Below are 25500 nucleotides of genomic sequence, written 5' to 3'. Positions count from 1 at the left end.
GCATTACCCGGTTTGAAGATCCGCGTCGGCCAGCGCGGTGACCTGGCTGTCGTCAAGCCGGCGCACCATCTGGACATAAGCCACGCCCAGCCCGGCGATGGTCCAGTACACCACCGGGATGAAGGTGATGCTGCTGACAGTGAAAATGATCACCAGGATGCCGACCAGCGTCGCCAGCAATGCGCGGCCGAGCTGGCGGCGCTCGTCGTCCTTGTCGGGGAAACTGCGCATGGCCTTGCGGATACCGTGCAGCACGGCAGCGAAGAACGCCACGAACAGGCCAAGCCCGACCAGGCCGACCCGCAACGCCAGGTTGATGTAGGTGTTGACGATGTCGATGATGCCTTCGCCCTGGATCATCGACTGCATTTCCGGTGTGTTGCGGAAATCGAACGAGCCGAACAGCGGGTTGCGCTGGATGACGATCCATGAGTTGTCCATCAACCGCTCGCGATAGGTGATGTTCTCCCTGTCCACATTGCCGATGAACGGCAAAAGGTCCAGTACCTTGTCGCCACCCGGCACGGCAGTCAGCAGGGGCAGGGCCAGCATGCCGGCCGCGGCCAGCAGCACCAGGCGCCTGAGCGCACCTCTGCCCAGGGCGATGAACACCACCACGATGACCATGGCACCGATCCACGGGCCGCGCGACAGCGGCGCGAACAGCCCGGCGGCCAGCAGCAGCACGCCCATCAGCCGCTGCCAGGGGTGGCGCAGGTAACCTTGAAGGAACAGGAACAGGCCGATGGCCACGCTCATCACATAACCCAGGACGATGGCCTGGCCGGTGGTGACGCTGGCGCGCAACGAACCGCCCCTGCTCAGGTAGCCGGACATGCTCCACGGCACGCCCATGGCATCGATCAGGGCGCTGTACAACAGCCAATGGCGCACGTATTCGGCCACGCCGATCAGGGCCAGCACGAACGACGCGAGCACGAAGGCCAGCAGGGTGTCCTTGAAATCGCTGATCTGGCGCAGGCCACGGCTGGCCACGTAATACGGCAGGAGCACGTCGATGAACAGGTACAGCGTCTGGCGCAGGGTGTCGGTCAGGGTGGTTTCACGCAGGTACAGCGCGCTCATCAGCAGCAGCCCGGCTGCCAGCAGCCGGTCGGGCCAGGTGCGGCCAAAACGCAGGGTGTCACCTTGCCGGCGCAGGGCCAGCGCAGCCGGCAACAGCACGCACAGTGTCAGCAAGCGGATATGGTTGAGGTCGACCAGGTAGTTGACCAGGCCAAACCCCGGCACCTGCAGCGAAGCCGGCGGGATCACGAACAGCAACATGTAGAACAGCGCCATGGGGTTGTGCTCGCGGCGCCCGGCGAGGTACAGGATCACCGCGCCTGCACCCAGGTACAGCCAGAAACTGTGCGAGACGAAGGCCAGCACGGTCAGCAGGAACCACAGGTTGCGCCTGCGCTTGAAGTCGCCAGGCGGGATCAGCTCGGTAGCAGGCCGCCGGGCCAGCAGGAAGACCACGCTAGCCAGGAACAGGATGACGATCAAGGCGCGAAAATGTTCAGGCATCGGCTAAGTGCACCTTTCCCTCGGTGGGACATCGGCTAGCGTCGTGGCTAATTGAAACTATAGTGACTTTTTAGTCAGTCAGAGATCGAAGTCATGCCGTCGATTGATGTGTCAGCCACCGCGAGCCTGCGCCAGCGGGCCCTCAGGGCCGGGTCGTGGAACCTGGTCTCGCAGGTGGCGTCACAGCTGATGCGCCTCGGCGGCAATCTGCTCATGGCCCGCTTGCTGGTGCCGGAAATGTTCGGGGTGATGGTGATTGCCAACACCGTTTCGGTACTGCTGCATCTGTTGTCCGATGTCGGCCTGCGGCAGAACATCGTCCAGAGCCCGCGCGGCGACGACCCGGATTTTCTCGATACCGCATGGACGGTGCAGATCATCCGCGGCTTCGTGCTGTTTGTCCTGACCTTGCTGCTGGCCCTGGCCGCCTGGTTTGCCCAGCTGGCTGACGTGTGGCCGGCAGACGCAACCTATGCCGAACCCGTGTTGCCCTGGGTACTGGCAGCCACCGGGCTGTCGGCGGTGATCTGGGGGTTCCAGTCCACCAAGATAGATGTGGCGGTACGAACTTTCCAACAGAAGCGCGTGGTGCTGGTCGACCTTGCCTCGCAAGTGATGGGCCTGGTGGTGATGCTGGTGCTGGGCTACCTGACCCGCTCGGTCTGGGCGCTGGTCATCGCCGGCCTGGTGTCGGCCCTGGCCTGGACCCTGCTTGGCCACACCGTGCTCGAGGGGCCGCACAACCGCTTGCACTGGGAGCGCAATGCGCTGAAAGAACTGATCGTGTTTGGCCGCTGGATCCTGTTGTCGTCGATGGTCGGCGTGCTGGCCATGTACGGTGACCGCATCTGGTTCGGTGCCAGCATGACGACAGCGCAACTGGGCGTCTATTCGATTGCCGTGCTGATCCTGGGTGCCGTGCAGACCGCGCTGATGAAGGTTTTCGGGGCGGTGGCGCTGCCGGCCTTCAGCGAAGCGGCCAGGGCCGATGACAAGGAGCGCCTGAAGGCGCTTTACCACCGCTTTCGCCTGCTGGTCGACCTGCTGGTGCTGTTCATCTGTGGTGGGTTCCTCACCGCCAGCCCGCTGCTGATCGGCTGGCTGTACGACGACCGCTACCGTGAAGCCGGGCCGATGCTGGCGATTCTTTCGCTGTCGTTCCTCACCTTGCGCTATACCTTGGCACACCAGGTGTGGATTGCCCTGGGCCTGACCAAGTACCAGGCCATCGACAACATCATCCGCCTGGTCTCGCTGTGGGGGTTGTTGCCGTTGTTGCTGGCGCTTGGCGGTGTCGACTGGGCGATCTGGGGCGTGGCGTTGCACACCCTGCCAACGCTGGTGCTGATCGTGTATGTGAATTGCAAGCTGGGTATCTTCAGCCTCAAACGTGAACTGATTGTGCTGCCGATGCTACTGGTCGGGGCGCTTTGCGGGGCGCTGCTGACAGCCTTTTTCAACTGGCTGTGATGCGGCTTGCCGGGTGAGATTTCAACGGACACAGGCTATTGGACCATGGGTAAGTTGACTTTTTGTGCTGCGCAGCCGGGACGCAGGCGCTTTATCCAGAGTTGTGTCTTGCTGGGTGTCGGGGGAGCAGTGTTCGGTGTTACAGCGGCCAGTGCGGGTGACCGTGTCGACAGGCACGGGTACGTGCTGATCAATGGCTGGGTGTTGCCGTCCCGTTACTTCCGGAACGAGCAAGCATGATCAACGATTTTCAGTCGCAGAAGACCCTGCGCGACGTCTATGACGTATGCATCATCGGCGCTGGCCCGGCGGGCATCACCCTGGGGCTGCGCCTGGCGGCCGCCGGCTGGCGAGTGCTGCTTGCCGAGGGTGGCGGGCGTGAGTACTCGTCGCGGTCGCAAGACTTGTATGCCTGCAAATCCACCGGCCTGGAGCTGTATGCCCAGGTGTCCCGCCTGCGTTACCTGGGCGGCACATCCAACCACTGGGCCGGCCGTTGCCGGCCGTTCACCGCCTCGGATTTCGCCACGCCGCCCATTGGCGGCCTGCCGGGCTGGCCCATCCCTTATTCGGAAATTGCCGCCTACCTGCCGGCCGCCATGGAGATCGTCGACTTGCCGCCTGGCTCGGATTTCACGGCAATCAACAGCGGACTGGTCGGTGACGAATTCGAACCAGACCGCTTTCTGCTCAGCCCGCCGACCCGCTTTGCGCAGAAGTACGCTGCGGCGCTCGAGCAGACCGAAGGCCTGGATGTATTCATCAACTGCAATTGCGTGGACCTGGCGTTCGACGAGGCCACTGGCAGCCTGGCCGCCGTGGTGCTGTCCGATTACCAGGGCAATCGCCAGCGCCTGGTGGCGAGCAACTTCGTGCTGGCCACCGGTGGCATCGAGAATGCCAGGCAGCTGCTCAACAGCGAATCGTTGCGCAGCGCGGGCATCGTCAGCAAGGACGGGCTGGTCGGCGGCTGTTTCATGGAACACCTGAACATCGACCTGGGCACCTTCATCCTCCGCTCGGGTCTGGCCCCTGAGCCGCGCGAGTATTTCACTACCGATACCTTCACTGACGAGTACAAGGCCGGCAAGGGCAATGTCAGGGCCGCCTTGCTGACCGAGGTGCAGACCTACGGCCGCACTGCCGAGGTCAAGCATTTCCTGGAAAACCTGGCCTGTGACATGGGGGTCGCCAGCAAGATTGCCTTCGTGGCCCAGTTCAGTTGCCCCGGCGACGGCCTCATCAGCACGCTGATAGAGCAGTTTCCCAACCCGCACAGCCGCATTTCGCTGCTGGACGAGAGGGACGCGCTGGGCTTGGCCAAGGTCAACGTCAACTGGGCCCTGAGCGCCGATGACCGGCACACCATCAAGTGCATCGGCAGTGAGCTGGCCAAGCGCTGGGCCGACATGAACCTGGGCTTCATCAAGCTCAACGACTTTGTCTATGACACCTCGATACCGCTGAAGATGTCGCCGCATGCCCACCACATGGGCACCACGCGCATGGCATCCTCCGCCCAAGCCGGTGTCGTCGACAGCAACTGCAAGGTGTTCGGTGTTGCAAACCTGTACATCGCCGGCAGCAGCATCTTTGCCACAGGCGGTGCTTCCAATCCGACCCTGCCGCTGCTGCAGTTTGCCCTTCGCCTGGCCGACCACCTCGATGCCAGGATGAGCGGAGCCAGGCAAGCAGTGGGGTGATACAGGTGGGAAACGGGTTGAGTGCGCGCGGTCGGCACCCATGACAACGAGACCGGATGCGCCTCAGAAACAGTCCAGATTGCTTTGATTGCGAGGCTGGCAGGATGAACGGATGGATACGCAAGGCAGTAGCGCATTATGTTCATGCAACCGGGCGAGGAGCCTCGTTCTACCGCAGGTTCTGCAGACCCACTCCGCTTGAGTGGGGCGCCTTCCTTACCCGTTGGGGCAACTTTCATTCGGTGGGCAGGCACTTCCATGCCAACCCGGGCAGCAAGTTCCTCGACCCTTCGCTGGTGCGCATTGGCAACAGCGTGGGCCTGGCCGACTGCACGCTGATCGGTCATGACGGGGTGGTGTTGCTGATCGAGCACCGCTTCGGCAAGCACCTGGACTCGGTCGGTTTCATTGACATCAAGGACAACTGCTTCATCGGCCACGGGGCGATCATCATGCCGCGTGTGACCATCGGTCCCGAGTCGATCGTCGCCGCAGGCGCGGTGGTGACCAAGGACGTGCCGCCGGGCACGGTGTTCGGCGGCAACCCGGCACAATTCATCTGCACCACCGAGGAGTTGATCAAACGGGTCGAGGCGCGTTGCGAAGCTTACCCGTGGATCGGCCTGGTCAAGCAGCGCAACGGCGCCTATGACCCCGAACTGGAACCGCTGCTGATGGCGCAAAGGCGCCAGTACTTCTTCGGGGAGGGCGGCAATGGCTAGCAAACCGGTCGATGTCATGGTGGTCAACTTCAACACGGCCGGCCTGCTGCAGCCGATGTTCGATGCGCTGCGCCGGGCTGATGGTGAACGCCTGGCCAACTACCTGGTGGTGGACAATGCCTCGGTGGATGACTCGGTGCAGCGCATGGCCCAGGTGTGCCCGCAGGCGCTGCTGTTGAGCAACACGCACAACGTCGGCTTCGGCCGGGCCAACAACCAGCTGCTGGCGCACTTGAAGGGCAAGTACGCCTTGCTGCTGAACACCGACGCCTTCGTGGCTGCCGATTCCCTGCAAAAGACCCTCGATTACATGGAGGCGCACCCCGAGTGCGGCGTCCTGGGCGTGCGCCTGGAGGGCCGCGATGGCGACCTGCAACCCAGTTGCCGCTACTTTCCCACACCACTCAATGTCTTCGTCGGGCGTACCGGGCTAGGGCGCTTCTTTCCACGCCTGAAGATGGTCGACGAGATGGACTGGGACCACGCGTCGGTCCGCGAATGCGACTGGCTGCCTGGCTGCTTCTACCTGGTGCGCCGTGAAGTGCTCGACCAGGTAGGCCTGTTCGACCCGCGCTACTTTCTCTATTACGAAGAAGTCGACCACTGCAAGCGGGTCAAGGCGGCGGGCTGGAAAGTGGTGTTCTACCCGCACACCACAGTGGTGCACATTGGCGGCGAGAGCTCCCGCTCGGTAGCCGAACTGGAGGCGGCCAGCCGACAGATTTCGGCCTACCAGATCGAAAGCGAATTGCTGTACTTCCGCAAACATCACGGCCGGGCAGGGCTTGCCCTGCACATGTTGCTGGTGACCTTGGGCGACCTGCTGCTGGCACTCAAGGCGCTGTTGAAACGACGCGGTTGGGGCGCGATCCGTGCCTGCTGGCGTCACTGTCGGGCGACCTGGTCCCTGTTGTTCAAGACCCGGTACGCCAAGCAACCGACCCGGTAGGGGGAGCCATGTTCGAAAATATCCGTGCCGACCTGCGCGCCCATGGCGGCGACTGGGGCGCCCAGGGCTTCTGGGTACTGCTGGTGTACCGCTTCGGCCGCTGGCGCTATGGCGTGCGCCCGGCGCTGCTGCGCAAGCTGTGTTCCATGCTGTACAAGGTGTTGTTCAAATGCGTGCAGATCATTACCGGTGTGGAGCTGCCGTGCGAAGTGGTGATTGGGCGCAACTTCGTCATCGATCATTTCGGCGGCATCGTGATCAGCGGCTATGCCCGGTTTGGCGATGACTGTCGTATCCGCAACGGCGTGGTGGTGGGCCTGAAGAACGTCAACGAGCCGATTGCACCGGTGTTCGGCAACAATGTCGATATCGGTAGCGGGGCCAAGGTGCTGGGCAGCATTCGCATTGGCAACAACGTGGTGATCGGTGCCAACGCCGTGGTGCTGGTGGATGTGCCGGACGACTCGCTGGCGGTGGGGGTACCGGCCACCGTCAAGGCCAGGCGGGCGGCCACCACGGCGCCGGCCGGGTGAAACCCATGGCGAGCGGGCTTGGCGTGGTGGTGATAGGCCGCAACGAAGGCCAGCGCCTCGAGCGTTGCCTGCGGTCGCTGGCGCATGGCGCGGACCAGGTGCTGTACGTCGACTCGGGTTCTTCCGATGGTTCACCGCACCTGGCCCGTAGCCTCGGGGTGGAAGTGCTGGCGCTGGACATGGGCCAGCCGTTCACCGCCGCCCGTGCGCGCAATGAAGGCTTTGCCGCTTTGCAACGGCTGCTGCCGTCGCTGCGCCTGGTGCAGTTCGTCGACGGCGATTGCGAGGTCGACGCTGGCTGGCTGGCCACGGCCCAGGCGTTTCTCGTTCGCCACCCTCATGTGGCGGTGGTGTGTGGCCGGCGCCGCGAGCGTTTCCCGCAACGCTCGGTCTACAACCTGCTCTGCGACCTGGAATGGGATACCCCGATCGGCGAAGCCAAGGCGTGCGGTGGCGACGCGTTGATGCGGGCAGACGCCTTCGCCGCTGTTGGCGGCTTCCGCAGCGGGCTGATCGCCGGCGAAGAGCCCGAGCTGTGCGTGCGCCTGCGAGCCAGGGGCTGGAAGGTCTGGCGCCTGGATGTCGAGATGACCCTGCACGACGCCGGCATGACTCGTTTCAGCCAATGGTGGCGACGCAGCCTGCGTGCCGGCCATGCTTATGCAGAAGGCGCTTACCTGCATGGCCAGGCGCCGGAGCGGCACTGGCTGCGCGAGTCACGCCGGGCCTGGGTCTGGGGCCTGGGCATACCGCTGGCGACCCTGCTGGCCTGCCTGGCGCTCGGCGCCTGGGGCCTGGCGTTGTTGCTGGTCTACCCGCTGCAGGCCTGGCGCCTGGCTCGTCGCGGAGGCCGATCGGTACGAGAGAACTGGCTACGGGCAGTGTTCCTGGTATTGGGCAAGTTTCCGGAAATGCTCGGTCAGCTGAGGTTCCTGCACCAGCACTTCATGGCTGGCAAACCGGCCTTGATCGAATACAAATGAGGGACCACGGATGCTCGGCACGATCATCAGAAGCGTGTTCACCCTGCAACCGGGCTACTCGTTGCGGGCGCTGAACAACAAATACCGGCTGATGCGCCAGATGGCTCGGCATTGGCCCGAGCTGAATGCCTTCCTGCAACGCATGGCCCAGGCACTTGGCGATGGGCGCTGGCGCCGGCTGGGCGGGGATTGCCTCGGCGTCGTGCAATGGCCCTATATCAGCAAATGCTGGGAAGCGCCGCAGCGCCTGGAGGTGGTGGCATCGCATTTCGAGGTGGTGGCCGGAAAATTTCCGTCGCTGTTGCTGCTGGACCGGGCCGACAGCCGGGTAGTGTGCGAGCTGACCAGCCATTCGCCGGGTTGCCGCCTGCTGCTCGACCGGCCGATCTGGTTCAAGCGTGAAGGCGAACTGGTGCTGAACCTGTTCCAGAATGACCTGCGCGTGGCCTCCCTGGCATTTACCCTGTGCCGCAGCGAAGGCGAACTGTGCCTGTTCATCGGCGCCGTGCAAGGCATCCACAAGGGCGTCGACAGCGAGACCTCGCTGGCCATCTACCGTGACCTGACCAAGGATTTCGAGGGGCTACGCCCGCGTAGCCTGCTGCTCGAAGCGTTGAAGTGCCTGGCCAGGATGCTCGGCGTGGAACACCTGTACGCCGTCACTGATGCCTGTCGCCACCACCGGCACCCGTATTTCGGCAACGACAAGGGTCAGGAGCTGGCCGCCAATTATGACGTGATATGGCAGGAGCATGGCGGCATGACCTGCCATCGTGCGGACTTCTTTGAGCTGCCGCTGGCCCCGGCGCAGCGCGCGGAACAGGACATTGCGGCCAAGAAACGAGCGATGTACCGCCGCCGTCAGGCGCTACTCGACGATGTTTTCGCACGTTTGCAGGCAGCTTTGGCAGGCAGCGGTCACAACCTTGGACTACAAGAGAAGCAGGGGGATGCACCTGACGCAGGAGCATCGGCGGGACGCCGGCCACCGGTAGTCGACAGCTTGAAGTAAACGCTGGCGGTACTGTGGGAGGTCCAAGGGTTCATCATGCGGGTCTTGATCTGGATTCCTATGCGCATTGCCTATTTCATCAACCAGTATCCGAAGGTCAGCCACAGTTTCATCCGCCGTGAAATCCTTGCGCTGGAGCGCCAGGGGGTAGCGGTGCAGCGTATTGCCCTGCGCGGCTGGGACGCGCAGCTGCAGGACGGCGAAGACGCAAACGAACGCGACAAGACCCGCTATGTGCTGCAAAGCGGCATCGCGGGCCTGCTCAAACCCATTTGGCAAGTACTCTGTGGGCAGCCACGGCAGTTCTTCGGCGCGCTGTGGCTGGCCATGCGCCTCGGCCTGCGCGCCGACCGCGCCTGGCCCTACCACCTGGTCTACCTGGCCGAGGCCTGCCAGGTGCTGCAGTGGCTGCAGGCAGGCAAGGCACAACACGTGCACGCCCATTTCGGCACCAATTCCACCGAGGTGGTGATGCTGGCCCACGTGCTGGGTGGGCCGGCCTACAGCTTTACCGTGCACGGCCCGGAGGAATTCGACAAACCGCAATTTCTGCACATGGGCGAAAAGGTGCGGCGTGCCGCGTTCGTCGCGGCCGTCAGTTCGTATGGGCGCAGCCAGGTGTTGCGCTGGGTGGCACACGACCACTGGGCCAAGGTGAAGGTGGTGCATTGCGGCCTCGAGCGCAGTTTCCACGAGGTGGCGCCGGTCAGCCTGCCGGCGGCGCCGCGGCTGGTGTGTGTCGGGCGCTTGTGCGAGCAGAAAGGGCAACTGCTGTTGCTCGAAGCCGCGCGGATATTGGCCGCCCGACCGGTCGGTTTCGAGCTGGTGCTGGCCGGTGACGGCGAGATGCGTGGGCAGGTCGAGGCATTGATTGCCCGGTATGGCTTGCAGCGCCAGGTACGTATCACCGGCTGGATCAGCAGTGCCCAGGTGCGCGAAGAGATCCTTGCCGCCCGCGCACTGGTGCTGCCCAGCTTCGCCGAGGGGCTGCCAGTGGTGATCATGGAGGCCATGGCCTTGCGCCGACCGGTGCTGACAACCTATGTGGCGGGCATTCCCGAGCTGGTTCAGCCGGGCGAGAACGGCTGGTTGTTTCCCGCCGGCGCCGTTGACGAGCTGGTGACGGCCATGGCCGAGTGCCTGGCGCAACCTGTCGAGGTGCTGCAACGTATGGGCGAGGCGGCCCGCCAGCGTGTGCTGCAACGGCATGATATCGACACCGAGGCGGCCCGGTTGGCCGATTATTTCAAGGCATCCGCATGATCAGTGTATTGGCTTGGTTACTCGGCATCCTGGCGCTCATCGTCCTGTTGCCAGTACTGCTGCTGTTGGGGCAAGTGCTGCTGGCTTGCCTGCCGAGGCAGGCGCAGCCCCTGGGCGGCAACAGGCGTCCGCAGGTGGCAGTGCTGGTGCCAGCGCATGACGAAGCTTCGATCATCCACGCCACGCTGGCGAGCATCGCCCCGCAATTGCAGGCCGGCGACCGGTTGCTGGTAGTGGCGGACAACTGCACCGACGACACCGCGCAACTGGCCCGCGAGGCCGGCGCGGAGGTGGTCGAACGCCACGACCTGCGCTTGCGTGGCAAGGGCTATGCCTTGGACTTTGGCGTGCGCCACCTGGCCCGTCAGCCGCCCGAGGTAGTGATCGTGATAGATGCCGATTGCCGGGTCGGCGAAGGCGCTATCGAGCGCCTGGCGCGTCGTTGCCACGAAGTCGCGCGGCCGGTGCAGGCGCTGTACCTGACGCATGCCCCGGCGGGGGCCGGAACGAAAGTCCAGATCGCCGAATTCGCCTGGCGGGTCAAGAACCTGGTGCGCCCGCGCGGTTGGGCGCGGCTGGGCCTGCCTTGCCAATTGATGGGCGCGGGCATGGCGTTCGGTTGGCGTGACCTGGCCCTGGTCGACCTGGCCAATGGGCACCTGGTGGAGGATGTGAAACTGGGCCTGGATCTGTGCCAGCAAGGCAAACCCCCGGTCTTCTGCCCCGAGGCGTTGGTCACCAGCCAGTTTCCAGCCAGTCAGCAGGGCCTGAACAGCCAGCGCACCCGCTGGGAGCATGGCCACCTGGGGTTGATGCTGAGCGATGCTCCGAAGCGTGCGCTGGCCGCCGTCAGGCAAGGCAACGGCAGCTTGCTGGCGATGACCCTCGACCTGCTGGTGCCGCCCCTGGCATTGCTGGTGCTGGCCTTGCTCGGGGTCAACCTGGTGGCCTGGGCGGCTTACCTGCTGTTCGGCGTCGCGGCACCGGCGTGGATCGCCCTGTGGGCGCTGGCGCTGCTGGGCCTTGCCGTCATGCTGGCGTGGGCGCGTTTCTGTCGTGAATTGATCCCGTTTTCCGTATTGCTGTATGCACCGTTCTACGCGGCAAGGAAGGTCCCCATGTACCTGGGGTTCCTGATCAAGCGCCAGGTTGACTGGGTACGTTCGAAGCGGGATGAAGACTGATGACTGAATGGCAGCAGCGCTGGGCCGGCATCATCGACAAGCTCGAAGCCGTGGCTGACGACGCTGCCGCGCAGCGCCTGCTCGACCGGCTGGCCGTCGTGCAGAGCCCGACCGTGCTAGGTTTCGTCAATGCCCATGCGATGAACCTGGTCGTGCGCGACGGCGCGTACGCTCAGGCATTGTCGGCGGCCGACGTGCTGCTGCGTGACGGCGCCGGCATGGCGATTCTCTATCGCCACCTCGGCCTGGAGCCCGGGCTCAACATGAATGGTACCGACTTCATTCCCCGGCTGATGGCTGCCTACCGCGGGCGGCGGGTGGCATTCTGGGGCACCCGGCAACCCTACCTGGACCAGGCCGCGCAGCGCAGCGCCACCCTGTTCGGGGTGGTGCCGGTATCGGTCCATGATGGATTTGCCAGCCTGGAAACCTATCTGCAACTGGCCAGGGAGCAGCGCCCCGAACTGATCGTGCTGGGCATGGGCATGCCCAGGCAGGAGGCGGTAGCGGCGCAGTTGGCGGCCACTGGTGAACCGTGCCTGATCGTATGTGGTGGGGCGATCCTCGATTTTCTCGGCGGCAAGGTCAGCCGAGCGCCGCTGTGGCTGCGGCGTGTGGGCGGGGAATGGTTGTACCGGTTGTCGCGCGAACCGAAGCGCCTGTTCATGCGCTATGTGGCGGGCAACCCGTTGTTCCTGCTGCGCGCTTTGCTGTACCGCCGCAGCGCAGGGGGCAGCGGACGCAGCGTGTAGACGGACGGACCCCGCGCGGTCGGTGGGGCTGGCACGTTGATGGCGGCTGGCTGCTACAGTGAGAGCAAGGCGGTGGGCTGCACGATGCTGTTTCGCTGGTTTTGCATGGGCCGTTCCAGGCTTGCGGTTTGATCAAAAGGACTTGCTGCGCGTGAATTGATGAGGTCTGAGATGGTTTTCGAACCCAGAAGCAGTCGTTCCTTGCTTCAGAGAAGAAGCAGCGTCAGTAACGCCATCCAGGCCGGTCTCGACGGAATAGCCGTCACCGGTATCGCCTGGTACCTGATCTACGAGCGGTTCGGCTATATCACCTCCGATTACGTGATCATGTTGCTGTTGCTGATTGGCGCACTGGCGGTGATCTACGATCACTATGCGATCTACCGCACCAACGTCGGCCTGTCGATCAAGGCGTTCCGGCTGTTCAAGGCGTGGTCGGCGACCTTCTGCTTCCTGGTGGTGATGGCCTTCCTGACCAAACAGAGCGAAACCTACTCGCGGTTGCTAGTCGTGCAACTGTTCTTCATCGGCTACATCGCCCAGTTGTTCCTGCACTTTGCCGTGCGAGAACTGCAAAAGCGCTTCAGCGCACATGCGCGGCTGGACAATGCCCTGATCATCGGCGCCGGTGACCTGGCCAATTTCCTTTATCAGAAAATCAGTAATAACCCCTGGTTCGGCGAGCGGGTGCTGGGCTGCGTGCTGATCGACGAGCCTGACGAGCCGGGGCGCGAGGTTGCCGAGGGCAAGCAACGCCTGCCGGTGCTCGGGCACATCGCCGCGCTGGACGAGATCGTCGCCCGGCACGCCATCCGCACGGTGTACCTGGTCACGCCACTGGGCGGTTCCGAGGTCATCAACGATGTGTACCTGAAGTTGCTCGACAAGTGCATTGCGGTGAACTGGGTGCCTGACATCTTCTCCTTGCGCCTGATCAACCACAGCGTGCGGGAAATCGCCGGCATTCCGGTGCTGACCTTGTCGGAGACGCCGCTGACGGGTACGAGCCTGTTCCTGAAAAACCTCGAGGACAGGGTATTGGCGGCGCTGATCCTGCTGTTTGCCTCGCCGGTGCTGCTGGCCGTGGCAGTAGCGATCAAGCTGGATAGCCGGGGCCCGGTGTTCTTTCGCCAGGAACGCACCGGCTGGACCGGGGAAGCGTTCCGTATCTGGAAGTTCAGGAGCATGCATGTGCACCAGCCGGAGGAGGGCGTGATCAGGCAGGCGCAGAAGAATGACCCGCGGCTGACCCGGGTCGGTGCGTTCATCCGCCGTACCAGCCTGGACGAGCTGCCGCAGCTGTTCAATGTCCTGACCGGGGAAATGTCGCTGGTCGGGCCGCGACCGCATGCCCTGCAGCATGACACGCTGTATTCGCAGGACATCGTCGATTACTTCGCCCGCCACAATATCAAGCCTGGCATGACCGGCCTGGCACAGGTGCGCGGGTTCCGGGGCGAGACCAAGGACATCGAGCAGATGATCCAGCGCGTCGACTCGGACATCGAGTACATCAACAACTGGTCGCTGTGGCTGGATTTCGTGATCCTGTTGCGTACGTTGAACGCATTCACCGGTAAGCAGGCTTATTGAGCCGAATCACGCCTGTGAACACTGCCTTCAGGCGGGTTGCTCCTTGCCCAGCGGGTGCAACGCCCTGAACCCCCGTGCTTCTTCCACCAGCCAGTCATGCACCGCCCGTGCGCCGGGCTGGTTCAACCCGCCCGGCGGGTAATGCACCACGTAGCGTTTGTGGTTGGCAATCGGCACCCCGAACGGCACGATCAGCGCTCCCCGCTCCAATTCGTCATTGAGCAGGGTGCGTCGCGCGATGGCCACGCCGCTGCCGGCGATCGCCGCCTCGATGGTCAGGTGGTTGCGGTTGAAGGTATGGCCGCGCCGTACATCGAGACCGGCGGCACCGATGCCTTCCAGGTAGAACTCCCATTCAGCATATTCCGAACTGCCACGCCAGGCGGTGATGTCGTGCAGCAGCGGGTAGTGCGCCAGATCCGCCGGCCCGTGCAGTGGCGGGCGTCCGCGCAGCAGGGCGGGAGAGCACACCGGGAAGATCTGCTCGTCCAGCAGCGGCGTCGACAGCATGCCGGGGTAACTGCCGTCGTTCAGGTCGATGGCCAGGTCGAAATCACCGGGGGTCAATGCCTGGGCACTGTCTTCGGCCACCAGCCGCAGCTCGATGTCCGGGTAGCGTTGCTGGAAGCGCGGCAGGCGCGGCGTGAGCCATTTGGCCAGGAACGACGGGATCGAACGCAGGCGCAAGGTGCCACGGATTTCGCCCGCATCCAGGCGCAGCAATTCAGCTTCGATGCTGCCGTAGGCTTCGGCCACCGTCTGCGCCAGGCGCTGCCCCTCGGCGCTCAGTTCCACGCCGCGCGCCCGGCGAAGGAACAACCGATAACCCAGGCGTTCTTCCAGTTGGCGCATCTGCTGGCTGACCGCTCCCGGGGTGATGTGCAGTTCTTCGGCACAGCGGGTGAAGGACAAGTGCCGGGCCGCACAGGCAAACACATGCAGCCAGACGAACAGCTGGCCATTGAGTTGTCGACGCATTGTTTAGTACCACTAAAGCCTTGCTTAGAAAGTTTCGTTGGTCATCCGTGAGCCAGCGCGGCAGTATCGCGCAAAATCGCAATACCGCTCAATTTTTTCAGAGAACCGTGCTGCGGGTTCATACTCGCTCACGGTCAGGCATTAGCATGGCTATCAGTGTTTTCGACCTTTTCAAAATCGGCATCGGGCCGTCCAGCTCCCACACCGTCGGCCCCATGCGGGCAGCGGCGACCTTTGCCCAGGCCCTGCGTGAGCAAGGTCTGCTGGGCCGGGTAAGCCGTGTCGAGGTGCGGCTGTATGGTTCGCTGTCGGCCACCGGCGTTGGCCACGCCACCGACCGCGCCTGCCTGCTCGGCCTGATGGGGCAGTGGCCGGACCGTATCGACCCGGCCACCATCGAGGCGCGCATTGGCCAGGTCATGCAGGAGCATTGCCTGATGCTCGATGGCAGCCACCCGCTGGCGTTCGAGTACAGCCGCGATCTGCTGCTGCTCGACGAAAACCTGCCCTACCACCCGAACGCCATGAGCCTGGAGGCCCTGGACGGACAGGCCAGCCTGTTGCGCCAGACCTACTATTCGGTGGGCGGTGGTTTCATCGTCGAGCAGGCCGAGATCGATGCGCCACCCGGCGAAGCGAACGCGGTGCAGCTACCGTACGAATTCGACAGCGCTGCGCAGTTGCTGGCCTTGTGCAAGGCTCATGGTTTGAGCGTGGCGCAATTGATAATGGCCAACGAGTGTGCCTGGCGCCCGGAGGCCGAAGTGCGCGAGGGCCTGCTGCGGATCTGGGCGGCCATGCGTGAATGCGTCGACAACGGCCTGCGCAACGAAGGCATCCTGCCTGGCGGCCTGCATGTCAAGCGGCGTGCAGCGCGCTTGCATCGCAGCCTGCAGGAGCTGGGCAAGCCCAACGTGATCGGTTCCACCCTCAGTGCCATGGAGTGGGTCAACCTGTTCGCCCTGGCGGTGAACGAAGAGAACGCCGCAGGCGGGCGCATGGTCACCGCGCCAACCAATGGCGCCGCCGGGATCATCCCTGCGGTGTTGCACTACTACATGAAGTTCAACCCCGGCGCCTGCGATGCGGATGTGGTGGACTTCCTTCTGGGCGCAGCGTCGGTCGGTATCCTGTGCAAGAAGAACGCGTCGATCTCCGGGGCGGAAGTCGGCTGCCAGGGCGAGGTGGGCTCGGCCTGTTCGATGGCCGCTGCCGGCCTGGCGCAGGTGCTTGGCGCGACACCGCCGCAACTGGAAAACGCCGCCGAGATTGCCCTGGAACATAACCTGGGCCTGACCTGCGACCCGGTCGGCGGCCTGGTGCAGGTGCCCTGCATCGAGCGCAACGCGATCGCGGCGGTGAAGGCGATCAACGCCGTGCAGATGGCCTTGCGCGGGGATGGCGAGCATTTCATCTCGCTGGACCGGGTGATCCGCACCATGCGTGATACCGGGGCGGACATGCATGCCAACTACAAGGAAACCTCGCGCGGCGGTTTGGCTGTTGCGTTCGTGGAGTGTTGAGTAACCAGACCGGTTAGCGCGGCCTTGTGCCGCGAAAGGGCTGCAAAGCAGCCCCCGTGTCCTTTCTCTGCGCTGAAATACCGGGGCCGCTTTGCGGCCTTTTCGCGAAAAGGCCTGTGTACGGGCGGTTACTGGCGGGCTTTCTGTTTCGCTTCGAGGAAGCTCGCGCGCATGTCCCTGGCCCAGCCATCCAGCACCGGCTTGACGTCGTTCAGGGTCAGCTTGGTGGTTTTGTTCTCCAGTTCCTGCCCTGCACCCTTGCGCACTACCTGGGCCAGCACCTTCTGGCTGGCACCATCCAGGAACGCAGCCTCCACACCAACATCCACATCCTGGTCGCGACCGCCCATGGCCGTGTTCACGCCGGCCGAGATCAACGCGATGGGAATGATCTCGTAAGGCTTGAGGCCTTCGTTGCGGGTGGACACCGCCGTGATCGCAGGACGCACCACGAGCACCCCGGGCCCGGGGCCCTTGGCCAGGGGCACGACGCTGCCCATCTCACGGCGCAGGGCCTCATTGAAGTAGCGGGTGATTTCCTGCAGCGTCTGCGCCGAGATGACTTCCGTCGGCTGTGGCCGGGGGTAGAACTGGCTAGGCTCGATGAATACCTGGCTGTACTGGTTGACGTTGGCCTTGGGGTCGATCCAGCGCATCACCGGAGCGCCCGAGGGGCTCCTGGTTTCTGCCAGGCGGCTGTAGTCCTTGAGGAAGCCGGAGTAGTCCTTGGGGTCCACGCGGTTGCTGGAACAGGCAGCAACGGCGAGCACTGCGGCGCACAACAGGGTAATGCGGGGCAATGATTTCATGATGAAAATGCATCCATGGTGGGTCGGCCAGAACAACGCTAGCAGGTGCACGACAGATGGCCAGTGCCTGGGTTCAATCGCCATGAAAATCGCCCATCTGTCGCGGCTGTTCAGCCCAGTGCCTCGCGCAAGCGGTACCACAACATGCCCAGCGCCAGCAGCGGCGAGCGCAGTGCCTTGCCGCCGGGGAAGGTCAGGTGCGGCACCGCACTGAACACGTCCAGCCCGCGGCTGTGGCCGAGCGCAATGCTTTCGGCGAGCAGCCTGGCGCTCCAGTGCGTGACATTCAGGCCGTGCCCTGAATAGCCCTGGGCGTAATACACGTTGCGTTGCTGGCTGAGGCGGCCGACCTGGGGAAAGCGGTTGGCGGTGATGCCGATCATGCCGCCCCATTGGTAATCAATCCGCACCTCGGCCAGTTGCGGGAATACCTTCAGGACCTTGGGCCGCATGTAGGCAGCGATGTCTTTGGGGTCGCGGCCGGAATAATGACAGGCGCCGCCGAACAGCAGCCGGCGGTCTGCCGTGAGGCGGTAATAGTCCAGGCCGACCTTCTGGTCGCACAGCGCCATGTTCTGCGGGATCAGCCGGGTGGCCAGCGTTTCAGGCAGTGGCTCGGTAGCCACCACGTAACTGCCGGCCGGCAGCACCTTGCCGCTCAGGCGCGGTTCCAGTTCATCGAGGTGGGCGTTGCAACCGAGCACCAGGTTGGCTGCGCGCACCTTGCCATGGGCGGTGTGCAGCACCACCTGGTGGCCATGCTCGATGCGCAGCACCGGGCTGTGCTCGAAGATGCGCACGCCCAGGCCGTGGGCGGCACGTGCTTCACCCTGGACCAGATCAAGCGGGTGCAGGTGGCCCGAGCCCATGTCGACCAGGCCGCCAGCGTACTGGTCGCTGGCGACGATCTCGTGCAGCTGGTCGGCACCGACCAGGCGGGTTTCAGGGCGATAACCGAGGTCGGCCAGATCGTCCAGTTCATCCTGGAACGCGGCGAACTGGGCGGGTGTATTGGCCAGTTCGCAAAAGCCCCAGCGCAGGTCGCAGGCAATGCCGTACCGGGCGATGCGGCTGGCCACCAGCGCTACCGAATCGATGCCGGCCTGCTTCAGATAACGCACGCCGTCCTGGCCGACATGCCGGGCGAAACCGTTGACGTCATGGCCGATGCCACGGATCAGCTGGCCGCCGTTGCGTCCGCTGGCACCCCAGCCGATGCGCCGGGCTTCCAGCAGTACCACCGACAGGCCGCGCTCGGCCAGCTCCAGCGCCGTGTTGACGCCGGTCAGCCCGCCACCAACCACGCATACGTCGGCCGTCTGTTCGCCGTCCAGGCTGGGGTAGGGCGCCGCATCGCGTGCCGTGGCGGCGTAGTACGAGGCGGCGTGTTGGGTCGTGAAGGACATGGCTGTTCTCGGCTCAGCGGTTGGACTTGATCTTGCTCCAGGAGCGGGTCATGACGCGCATGATCTTCGGGCTCGGAGTGCTGGAGATATACAGCTTGTCCAGCACCTCCTGGGGTGGGTAGACCTCGGGGTTGTCGACCAGCGATGCATCCATGTAGGCCTGGGCATCTGGGTTGGCATTGGCATAGCCGACCGTGGTACTGACCTTGGCGATCACCTTGGGATCGAGCAGGTAGTTGATGAACGCCAGGGCCTGTTCAGGGTTGTTGGCATCCTTGGGGATGGCCAGCAGGTCGAACCACAGGTTGCTGCCTTCCTTGGGAATGCTGTAGGCGACCTTCACCCCGTTGTTCGCCTCCACGGCGCGGTTGGCGGCCTGGAACACGTCGCCGGAATAGCCGAAGGCCACGCAGACATCGCCATTGGCCAGGTCGGCAACGTACTTGGAGGAATGGAAGTAGGTGATGTAGGGGCGCAGTTCGAGCAGTCGGGCTTCGGCCTTGGCGTAGTCGGCCGGCTTCTCGCTGCGCGGGTTCAGGCCCAGGTAGTTGAGCACGGCCGGGAACAGTTCGTCGGGCGAGTCCATGAATGCAACGCCGCACTGCTTGAGCTTTTTCAGGTTCTCGGGCTCGAACAGCACTGCCCATGAGTCGATATGATCGACGCCGAGGGCCGCCTTGACCTTGTCGACGTTATAGCCGATGCCGTTGGTGCCCCAAAGGTAGGGCACGGCATAGCGGTTGCCGGGGTCGTTCTGTTCAAGCTGTTTGAGCAGCTTGGGGTCCAGGTGCTGCCAGTTGGGCAGCTTGCTGCGGTCCAGCGGCATGAAGGCACCGGCCTGGGCCTGGCGCGCGAGGAAGTGGTTGGACGGAACCACCACGTCATAACCCGTGCGCCCGGCCAGCAGCTTGCCTTCCAGGGTTTCGTTGGAATCGAACACGTCATAGACCACCTTGATACCGCTGCTGGCCTGGAAGTCGGCCAAGGTGGTGTCGCCGATGTAGTCGGTCCAGTTGTACACGCTGACCGAGGGGGTGGCGTGGCCGGTGCTGGCGAACAGCAGGGTGAACGCGGCGGGTATCAGGGTGTGAAGATGACGCATGGGGACACCTCGTTGGTCTTGTTTTTCGAGTTCGGTGGGGTGTTGCCGGGTAGCAGCGGCGAGGGGCCGGTTCAGACGCTGAGCATCAGGAACTCACGCTCCCACGAGCTGATCACCCGCTTGTAGTTCTCGTGTTCGGCACGCTTGACCGCCACGTAGCCCTGGACGAACTGCTTGCCCAGGTACTGCTGTACGGTCTCGCAGTCTTCCATGTGCTGCAGGGCGTCTTCGATGGTGATCGGCAGGCGCAGGTTGCGTCGTTCGTAGGCGCGGCCCTGCACCGGGGCGCTGGGCTCGATGCGCTCGACCATGCCCAGGTAGCCGCACAGCAGGCTGGCGGCGATGGCCAGGTACGGGTTGGCGTCAGCACCGGGCAGGCGGTTTTCCACGCGCATCGACTCGGGGCTGGAGGTGGGCACGCGCAGGCCGGCGGTGCGGTTTTCCTCACCCCATTCGACGTTCACCGGGGCCGAGGTGTCCGGCAGGAAGCGGCGGAACGAGTTGACGTTGGGTGCGAACATGGGCAACAGCTTGGGGATGTACTTCTGCAGGCCGCCGATGTGGTACAGGAACAGCTGGCTCATGCTGCCGTCTTCATTGGCGAAGATCGGCTTGCCGCTGGCGATGTCGACCACGCTCTGGTGCAGGTGCATGGCGCTGCCCGGCTCGTCGGTGATCGGCTTGGCCATGAAGGTGGCCGCCACATTGTGCTTGAGCGCCGCCTCGCGCATGGTGCGCTTGAACACCGTGATCTGGTCGGCCAGGTCCAGCGCGTCGCCGTGACGGAAGTTGATCTCCATCTGCGCGGGGCCGTCTTCGTGGATCAGCGTATCCAGGTCCAGGCCCTGGATCTCGCACCAGTCATAGACATCTTCGAACAGCGGGTCGAATTCGTTGGCGGCATCGATCGAGAACGACTGGCGGCCGCTTTCGGCACGGCCGGAACGCCCCAGTGGCACCTGCAGCGGCAGGTCCGGGTCTTCGCAGCGCTGGGTCAGGTAGAACTCCATCTCGGGCGCCACGATCGGCTGCCAGCCCTGGTCGGCATAGAGCTTGAGCACCTTCTTCAGCACGTTGCGTGGCGACAGTTCGATGGGGTTGCCCCGCTTGTCGAAGGTGTCGTGGATGACGATCGCGGTCGGCTCGATCGCCCACGGGATCTGGTAAACCGCAGTCGGGTCGGGGCGGCAGACCATGTCGATGTCGGCGGCATCCAGCAGGTTGTAGTAAATGTCATCGTCAACGTAGTCGCCAGTGACTGTCTGCAGCAGCACGCTCTCGGGCAGGCGCATGCCACGCTCGTGAAGAAACTTGGCGGTGGGCGCGATCTTGCCGCGGGCGATGCCGGTCAGGTCGCTGATCACGCATTCGACTTCGGTGATCCGGTGTTCTTTCAGCCAGCTGGACAGCTGATCGAAGGGGGCGTTCATACAGACCTCTTGGTTGGGTTTCAGTGGGGGAGCGGGTGTCCGACGAACCCCGTTACCGGGTTTCGAAGGCGTTGCGCTTCCCAGTTGACGCGCTGGAGACTATCTTGGTCGCAGCCCCTGTGGCCGATCTATCCACTTTCTCCGGAAATGAATGCACCAGAAGAGTGCAACTAGGACCGCGCGTGACAACCGCCAATGCCCTGCAAGTCCAGGCCTTCCACACCACCGATGTCATCGAACAGGTGCGTGTCACCCCGGCGTGGCAGCAGCAATACCGGCAGATGTCGCCCGGGCATTTCAGCGGTGAGTTGCGTTGCCTGGGGCTGGAGGGCGTTGAGGTATACGAGGAACGCCTGAACACCCGGGTAGAGCAGTTTTTCCGGGCACCGAGCGGTTCGCTGGCGTTCTGCTTCGACCGCAGCGAGAACAGCCTGTACCTGTTGAACGAACAGAGCCGCAACATCTGGATCACACCGGAGAACTACGAAGAAGTGGCGGTGGTGTTCGACCAGGCATTCCTGGCCAGCCATGGCCTGGACCCACAGCGCCTCGAAGGTTTGTTCATGGTGCCCCTGGGCAGCGGCCAGAATGCGCTGTTCGGCAGTTGGCTGAGCGCCACGCTGACCCGCCTGGGCGAGGCCGACTGCCCGTTGCAGGGGCAGGCACTGGCGGAACAGCTGCTGGATGACTGCCTGTTCATCCTCGACAACGCTTGCCAACGCCTGCAGGGCTTGGCCCTGGGGCGGCGTGACGAGGAACGGGCGATCATGCGGCGGGTCAGCGAGTGGGCGGCCGATTGCCCGGAAGAAACCCTTAACCTGGTGGAACTGGCGGCGGTTGCCGGGGTTTCCCTGCGCCAGTTGCAGCAGGCGTTCAAGGCGTTTACCGGAATGTCACCGGCGCACTGGTTGCGCCTGCGTCGGCTCAACGGTGCGCGGCGCGACCTGTTGCGCAACGGGGGCGCGACCGTGGCCGAGGTGGCGATGCGTTGGTCATTCTGGCATTTGGGAAGGTTTTCAGAGAGTTACCGGCAGTTGTTCAAGGAATTTCCCAGTGAGACATTGAAGCGGGGCAGGGGCTGGGTACCGGAAAGCGGCTGCAAGCCCAGGCAGCACTGAGCCCTGCATTGCCGCGCAAAAATTGCTATCGTGCCGGCCTGTTTCCACCCGAGGTGCCGATGTTCTACCTGCCTTTGCCCAGCGACCAGGCCGACCGCCTCGCCAGCGAGCCCGCTACCGAGTTCTTCAGTACCGCCAGCCTGCTGGAAGCCGCTACAGTGCTGTTCGTGCAAAACCTGCCGCGCCAGCCCGCCGTGGCCTCGGCTGACGCGCAGGAGCGCCGTTTCGCTGAAATCGTGCGCATCGCCAATGAGGTCGAGAGCGCCGCACCCGGGCGTTTCCAGGGCCAGGTGGGGCAGCACTTCGACCGTGAAGCCTTCGCGATGGGCCTGGGCATGCTCGGCGACAACGGTATCGCCCTGTTGTCCAGCGAAGTGGCGTACCAGGCCGACGAACTGCTGGACGCCGAAGGCCAGTGGAACTTCCAGTTCGCCGACAGCTACCGCCAGCGCGCAACACCGCTGTACCCGGTGCACCTGCCGTCGCTGGCCAGCGACCTGATGCTCAGCGACCAGCAGCACCGGCTGTTGCGCGAGTTTCTCAGTGGTATCGACGAATCGGTGGCCGTGCAGGGGTTCGCCGGTACTGGCAAGACCTTCCTGATTCATCAGTTCGCCCGCCTGCTCGATCCCCAGCGAACGCTGTTGCTGGCGTTGACCGAAGGCCAGTTGCGCGCCTTGCAGGCGCGGGTCAAGGACGCCGCGGCCTATACGGCGCTGACCTTCGGCCAACTGGCCGACGAACTGCTCAACCGCGACCTCACCAGCAACGGTTGGCGCCTGCGCGATCCCTACCGCACCAAGCTGTCGTGGCGCCCGCAGGATGCGCAGGTGGTCCGCTGGCTGGGCATTCCCGACATCGGCCCGCTTGCTGCCCGGCAGGTGGTAACGTTGTGCATTCGCGCCGTGCGGACCTTCTGCCATAGCGCCGATAGCCAATTGCAGCTGCACCATCTGCCGTGGGCCGGGCCGGGGACCACGCCGCTGGATCAAGAAGTGCTGCTGGAAAAGGCACGGTTGTACTGGCAAGAGCTGATTCGCCCGTCAGCCCGGGAAATCCAGTTGCCGGTACGCGACTATCACCGGGTCAAACTGTTGTCACTGACCGCTGAGGTGATCGACAGCCGCTACACCCATGTCATCGTCGACGAGGCCCACGAACTGTCGGCGCCGATGCTCGCCTTGCTCGACCGCAGCCCGCAGTCGATCATTGCCCTGGGTGACGAGTTGCAGAACCTCAACGGCCTCAGCCCGCACCATGGAAGCTTCATTCGCCAACGCTGCATCGACCGCTCACTGCGCGCTGGGCCGGCCATGGACAAGGTGCTCAACCCGCTGATCCAGGCACATCCGGCGGCAATCCAGGGCGCCTTCAGCGGCAGTGCCGAGCATTACACCCGAGTCAGCTTCTTCGACACGGTCAGCGTTCCCGAACAGCCCACCGCACTGATCGTCGACGACGAGTGGGGCCTGTTCGGCTGGTTCCAGCGCCTGACGCACCTGAGCGTGCCATTCGTGCTGCTGAAAAGCGCACGCAAGGACTTCGAGCTGTTCGTCGAGGACTGCATCGAGCTGTATCGTCATGGCACCCGGCCACGTCACCCGATGCTGTTCCGTTATGCCAGTTGGCAGGCGCTGGAACAGGACAAAGGCGATGACAAGGCATTCGTTGCCGTGGCCAATATGCTGCGCAAGGGCTATACACCCGAGCACTTTGCCCGGGCCAAGAGCCGTTACCGCTGGGACAAGGCGCCCAAGCTGTTCCTGGGGCGGGTACGGGATGTGAAGAACATGGAGTTTGCCCGGGTCATGGTGTCGCCGGAACTGATGGTGGCGCCGCAGGTGGCCGGGAACCGCAACGAGCGCGCGCGGATGCTGGCCGGGTTGTACACCGCCTGTTCGCGGGCGCGGCATGAACTGATCGTGCCGGGCGGAATGCTGGACTGGGTCAAGGACCAGGTTCGGGATTGAGTGTTGGGGCCGCTTTGCGGCCCCGCGGCATCAATTCAGTTGCGATCCAGCCAAACCGTCTGCGCATTGGTGAACTCGCGCACGCCAAAGTGCGACAGCTCGCGCCCGAAGCCGCTCTTCTTCACCCCGCCGAACGCCACGCGGGGGTCGGAGGCGCAGTAGCCGTTGATGAACACGCCACCGGTATCCAGGGCTGCAGTCATGCGCTCGGCCAACGCATAGTCGGCGGTGTAGATGGTCGAGGCCAGGCCGAAGTCGCTGTCGTTGGCCAGCTCAACCGCATGATCCGCATCACGGGCACTGATTATCGCCGCCACCGGCCCGAACAGCTCCTGGCGGAACGCCGTCATGTCCGGGGTGACGTTGGCCAGCACGGTCGGTGCGTAGAAGTTGGCCACGCCGTCGACCTTGTGTCCGCCCAGCAGCAGGGTAGCGCCTTCGACGATGCTTGCCTGGACCTGGCCATCCAGCTCCTCACGCAGGTCATAACGGGCCATCGGGCCGATGTAGGTATCGTCTTCCAGCGGGTTGCCCACCTTCAGCTCACGCGTGGCGTCGACGAACCGGCGGGTGAATTCTTCCACGACGCTGGCTTCGACGATCAGGCGCTTGGCCGCTGCGCAGACCTGGCCGGTGTTCTGGTAGCGGCCGATTACCGCCGCCTTCACGGCGGCATCCAGGTCGGCGTCGGCCAACACGATGAACGGGTCGGAGCCGCCCAGTTCCAGCACGCACTTTTTCAGCGCCGCGCCAGCCTGCGCACCAATGGCCATGCCGGCCCGTACGCTGCCAGTGAGGGTCACGGCGGCGATGCGCGGATCGTTGATGGCACGGGTGACCCCGTCCGGGGTGACGTTCAGCACCTCGAACACGCCTTCTGGCAGGCCGGCATCCTTGAACAGTTCGCCCAGCAGGTAAGCGCTGCCCATCACGTTCGGGGCGTGCTTGAGCACGTAGGTGTTGCCGGCCAGGATCGCCGGCACGGCGCCGCGCAGTACCTGCCATACCGGGAAGTTCCACGGCATCACTGCCAGGATCGGGCCCAGCGGGCGGTATTCGATGCGGGCCTTTTCCACCTGGGTCGGCTCGGCAGCGAGCATCGCCGGGCCGTGCTCGGCGTACCAGCGGCACAGGCCGACGCATTTGCTGACCTCGCCACGGGCCTGGGCGATCGGCTTGCCAATTTCGCGGCTGATCATCTGCGCGAAGGTTTCGGCCTTGGTTTCGAGCGTGCTGGCCAGCGCCAGCAAGTATTCGCTGCGCTGACCCAGCGACACCTGGCGCCACTGGCGGAAGCCAACCTTGGCACGTTGCAGCGCCGCTTCCAGTGCGGCGTCGGTGTCGAACGGGTAGGCGCTGATCTGCTCGCCGCTGTACGGGTCGAGGGAGATGGCGTGGCTCAGGCTGCTGATCGCGCTCATGGCGGGACACTCTCGTAGTCGTTGATCCGAGACGCCAGACTAGTGGGCT

General features: G+C 64.1%; 21 protein-coding genes. 14 read left to right on the top strand and 7 right to left on the bottom strand.

All coding sequences use genetic code 11. The annotated features are described in order from the left end of the window. Positions 1–3: 3 nt before the first annotated feature. Positions 4–1530, bottom strand: coding sequence for an O-antigen ligase family protein (locus B4L76_RS14950; RefSeq protein WP_296233530.1), 1527 nt, complete (start codon positions 1528–1530; stop codon positions 4–6). Positions 1531–1623: 93 nt separating this feature from the next. Here B4L76_RS14950 and B4L76_RS14945 point away from each other — a divergent pair, with 93 nt between their 5' ends. The 11 genes from B4L76_RS14945 (at position 1624) to B4L76_RS14895 (ending at position 13694) form a co-directional block, all read left to right on the top strand. Next, positions 1624–3000, top strand: a complete 1377-nt coding sequence (locus tag B4L76_RS14945; protein ID WP_296233529.1) for an oligosaccharide flippase family protein — start codon at positions 1624–1626, stop codon at positions 2998–3000. A 236-nt stretch (positions 3001–3236) separates the two neighbouring features. Next, positions 3237–4703, top strand: a complete 1467-nt coding sequence (locus B4L76_RS14940; RefSeq protein WP_296233527.1) for an FAD-dependent oxidoreductase — start codon at positions 3237–3239, stop codon at positions 4701–4703. Between the two features lie 104 nt (positions 4704–4807). Then, entirely contained in the window at positions 4808–5425 is a 618-nt protein-coding gene (locus tag B4L76_RS14935; protein WP_296233526.1) for an acyltransferase, read from the top strand. After that, entirely contained in the window at positions 5418–6374 is a 957-nt protein-coding gene (locus B4L76_RS14930; protein ID WP_296233525.1) for a glycosyltransferase family 2 protein, read from the top strand. Before B4L76_RS14935 ends, B4L76_RS14930 begins: the two co-directional genes overlap by 8 nt. An 8-nt stretch (positions 6375–6382) precedes the next feature. Beyond that, a complete protein-coding gene (locus tag B4L76_RS14925; RefSeq protein ID WP_296233524.1) occupies positions 6383–6907 on the top strand; it encodes a serine O-acetyltransferase in 525 nt (174 codons plus the stop codon). A gap of 5 nt (positions 6908–6912) precedes the next feature. Continuing rightward, entirely contained in the window at positions 6913–7890 is a 978-nt protein-coding gene (locus B4L76_RS14920) for a glycosyltransferase family 2 protein (protein ID WP_296233523.1), read from the top strand. 10 nt (positions 7891–7900) lie between these two features. Beyond that, the gene (locus B4L76_RS14915; protein ID WP_296233522.1) at positions 7901–8902 is read left to right on the top strand and encodes a VirK/YbjX family protein; all 1002 of its coding nucleotides are present in this window, start codon (positions 7901–7903) and stop codon (positions 8900–8902) included. A 60-nt stretch (positions 8903–8962) separates the two neighbouring features. Next, the gene (locus tag B4L76_RS14910; RefSeq protein ID WP_296233593.1) at positions 8963–10165 is read left to right on the top strand and encodes a glycosyltransferase; all 1203 of its coding nucleotides are present in this window, start codon (positions 8963–8965) and stop codon (positions 10163–10165) included. Beyond that, on the top strand, positions 10162–11349 hold the full coding sequence (locus tag B4L76_RS14905) for a glycosyltransferase family 2 protein (RefSeq protein WP_296233520.1): 1188 nt from the start codon (positions 10162–10164) through the stop codon (positions 11347–11349). Before B4L76_RS14910 ends, B4L76_RS14905 begins: the two co-directional genes overlap by 4 nt. Then, complete coding sequence (locus B4L76_RS14900; RefSeq protein ID WP_296233519.1) at positions 11349–12101, top strand: WecB/TagA/CpsF family glycosyltransferase; 753 nt, start codon at positions 11349–11351, stop codon at positions 12099–12101. Before B4L76_RS14905 ends, B4L76_RS14900 begins: the two co-directional genes overlap by 1 nt. Positions 12102–12272: 171 nt before the next feature. Next, complete coding sequence (locus tag B4L76_RS14895) at positions 12273–13694, top strand: undecaprenyl-phosphate glucose phosphotransferase (RefSeq protein WP_296233517.1); 1422 nt, start codon at positions 12273–12275, stop codon at positions 13692–13694. Between the two features lie 27 nt (positions 13695–13721). On the opposite strand, the gene B4L76_RS14890 is transcribed toward B4L76_RS14895, so the two are convergent. Beyond that, complete coding sequence (locus tag B4L76_RS14890; RefSeq protein WP_296233516.1) at positions 13722–14672, bottom strand: LysR substrate-binding domain-containing protein; 951 nt, start codon at positions 14670–14672, stop codon at positions 13722–13724. A 146-nt stretch (positions 14673–14818) separates the two neighbouring features. Between B4L76_RS14890 and B4L76_RS14885 the strand changes: the two genes are divergently transcribed. Then, positions 14819–16195 (top strand): L-serine ammonia-lyase, encoded by a 1377-nt coding sequence (locus B4L76_RS14885; RefSeq protein WP_296233514.1) that lies wholly within the window; start codon positions 14819–14821, stop codon positions 16193–16195. A 128-nt stretch (positions 16196–16323) separates the two neighbouring features. Here B4L76_RS14885 and B4L76_RS14880 read toward each other — a convergent pair whose 3' ends face one another. The 4 genes from B4L76_RS14880 to B4L76_RS14865 all read right to left on the bottom strand — a co-directional run bounded on the left by B4L76_RS14880 (position 16324) and on the right by B4L76_RS14865 (position 20942). Then, the gene (locus B4L76_RS14880; protein ID WP_296233513.1) at positions 16324–17004 is read right to left on the bottom strand and encodes a DUF3313 domain-containing protein; all 681 of its coding nucleotides are present in this window, start codon (positions 17002–17004) and stop codon (positions 16324–16326) included. Between the two features lie 110 nt (positions 17005–17114). After that, positions 17115–18410: an NAD(P)/FAD-dependent oxidoreductase gene (locus B4L76_RS14875; protein WP_296233512.1), complete on the bottom strand. Its 1296-nt coding sequence runs from the start codon at positions 18408–18410 to the stop codon at positions 17115–17117. Between the two features lie 13 nt (positions 18411–18423). Continuing rightward, positions 18424–19512, bottom strand: coding sequence for a polyamine ABC transporter substrate-binding protein (locus tag B4L76_RS14870; RefSeq protein ID WP_296233511.1), 1089 nt, complete (start codon positions 19510–19512; stop codon positions 18424–18426). Between the two features lie 71 nt (positions 19513–19583). Then, positions 19584–20942: a glutamine synthetase family protein gene (locus B4L76_RS14865; protein ID WP_296233510.1), complete on the bottom strand. Its 1359-nt coding sequence runs from the start codon at positions 20940–20942 to the stop codon at positions 19584–19586. 182 nt (positions 20943–21124) lie between these two features. On the opposite strand from B4L76_RS14865, the gene B4L76_RS14860 reads away from it, so the two are divergent. After that, a complete protein-coding gene (locus tag B4L76_RS14860; RefSeq protein ID WP_296233509.1) occupies positions 21125–22060 on the top strand; it encodes a helix-turn-helix domain-containing protein in 936 nt (311 codons plus the stop codon). A gap of 59 nt (positions 22061–22119) precedes the next feature. Then, positions 22120–24030: an AAA family ATPase gene (locus B4L76_RS14855; RefSeq protein ID WP_296233508.1), complete on the top strand. Its 1911-nt coding sequence runs from the start codon at positions 22120–22122 to the stop codon at positions 24028–24030. A gap of 35 nt (positions 24031–24065) precedes the next feature. Here B4L76_RS14855 and B4L76_RS14850 read toward each other — a convergent pair whose 3' ends face one another. Then, positions 24066–25451, bottom strand: coding sequence for an aldehyde dehydrogenase family protein (locus B4L76_RS14850; protein WP_296233507.1), 1386 nt, complete (start codon positions 25449–25451; stop codon positions 24066–24068). Positions 25452–25500: the final 49 nt, after the last annotated feature.

Source organism: Pseudomonas sp. UBA4617 (assembly GCF_002386445.1).
Lineage (GTDB): Bacteria > Pseudomonadota > Gammaproteobacteria > Pseudomonadales > Pseudomonadaceae > Aquipseudomonas.
This window is presented reverse-complemented; position numbering and strand designations above follow the sequence as displayed.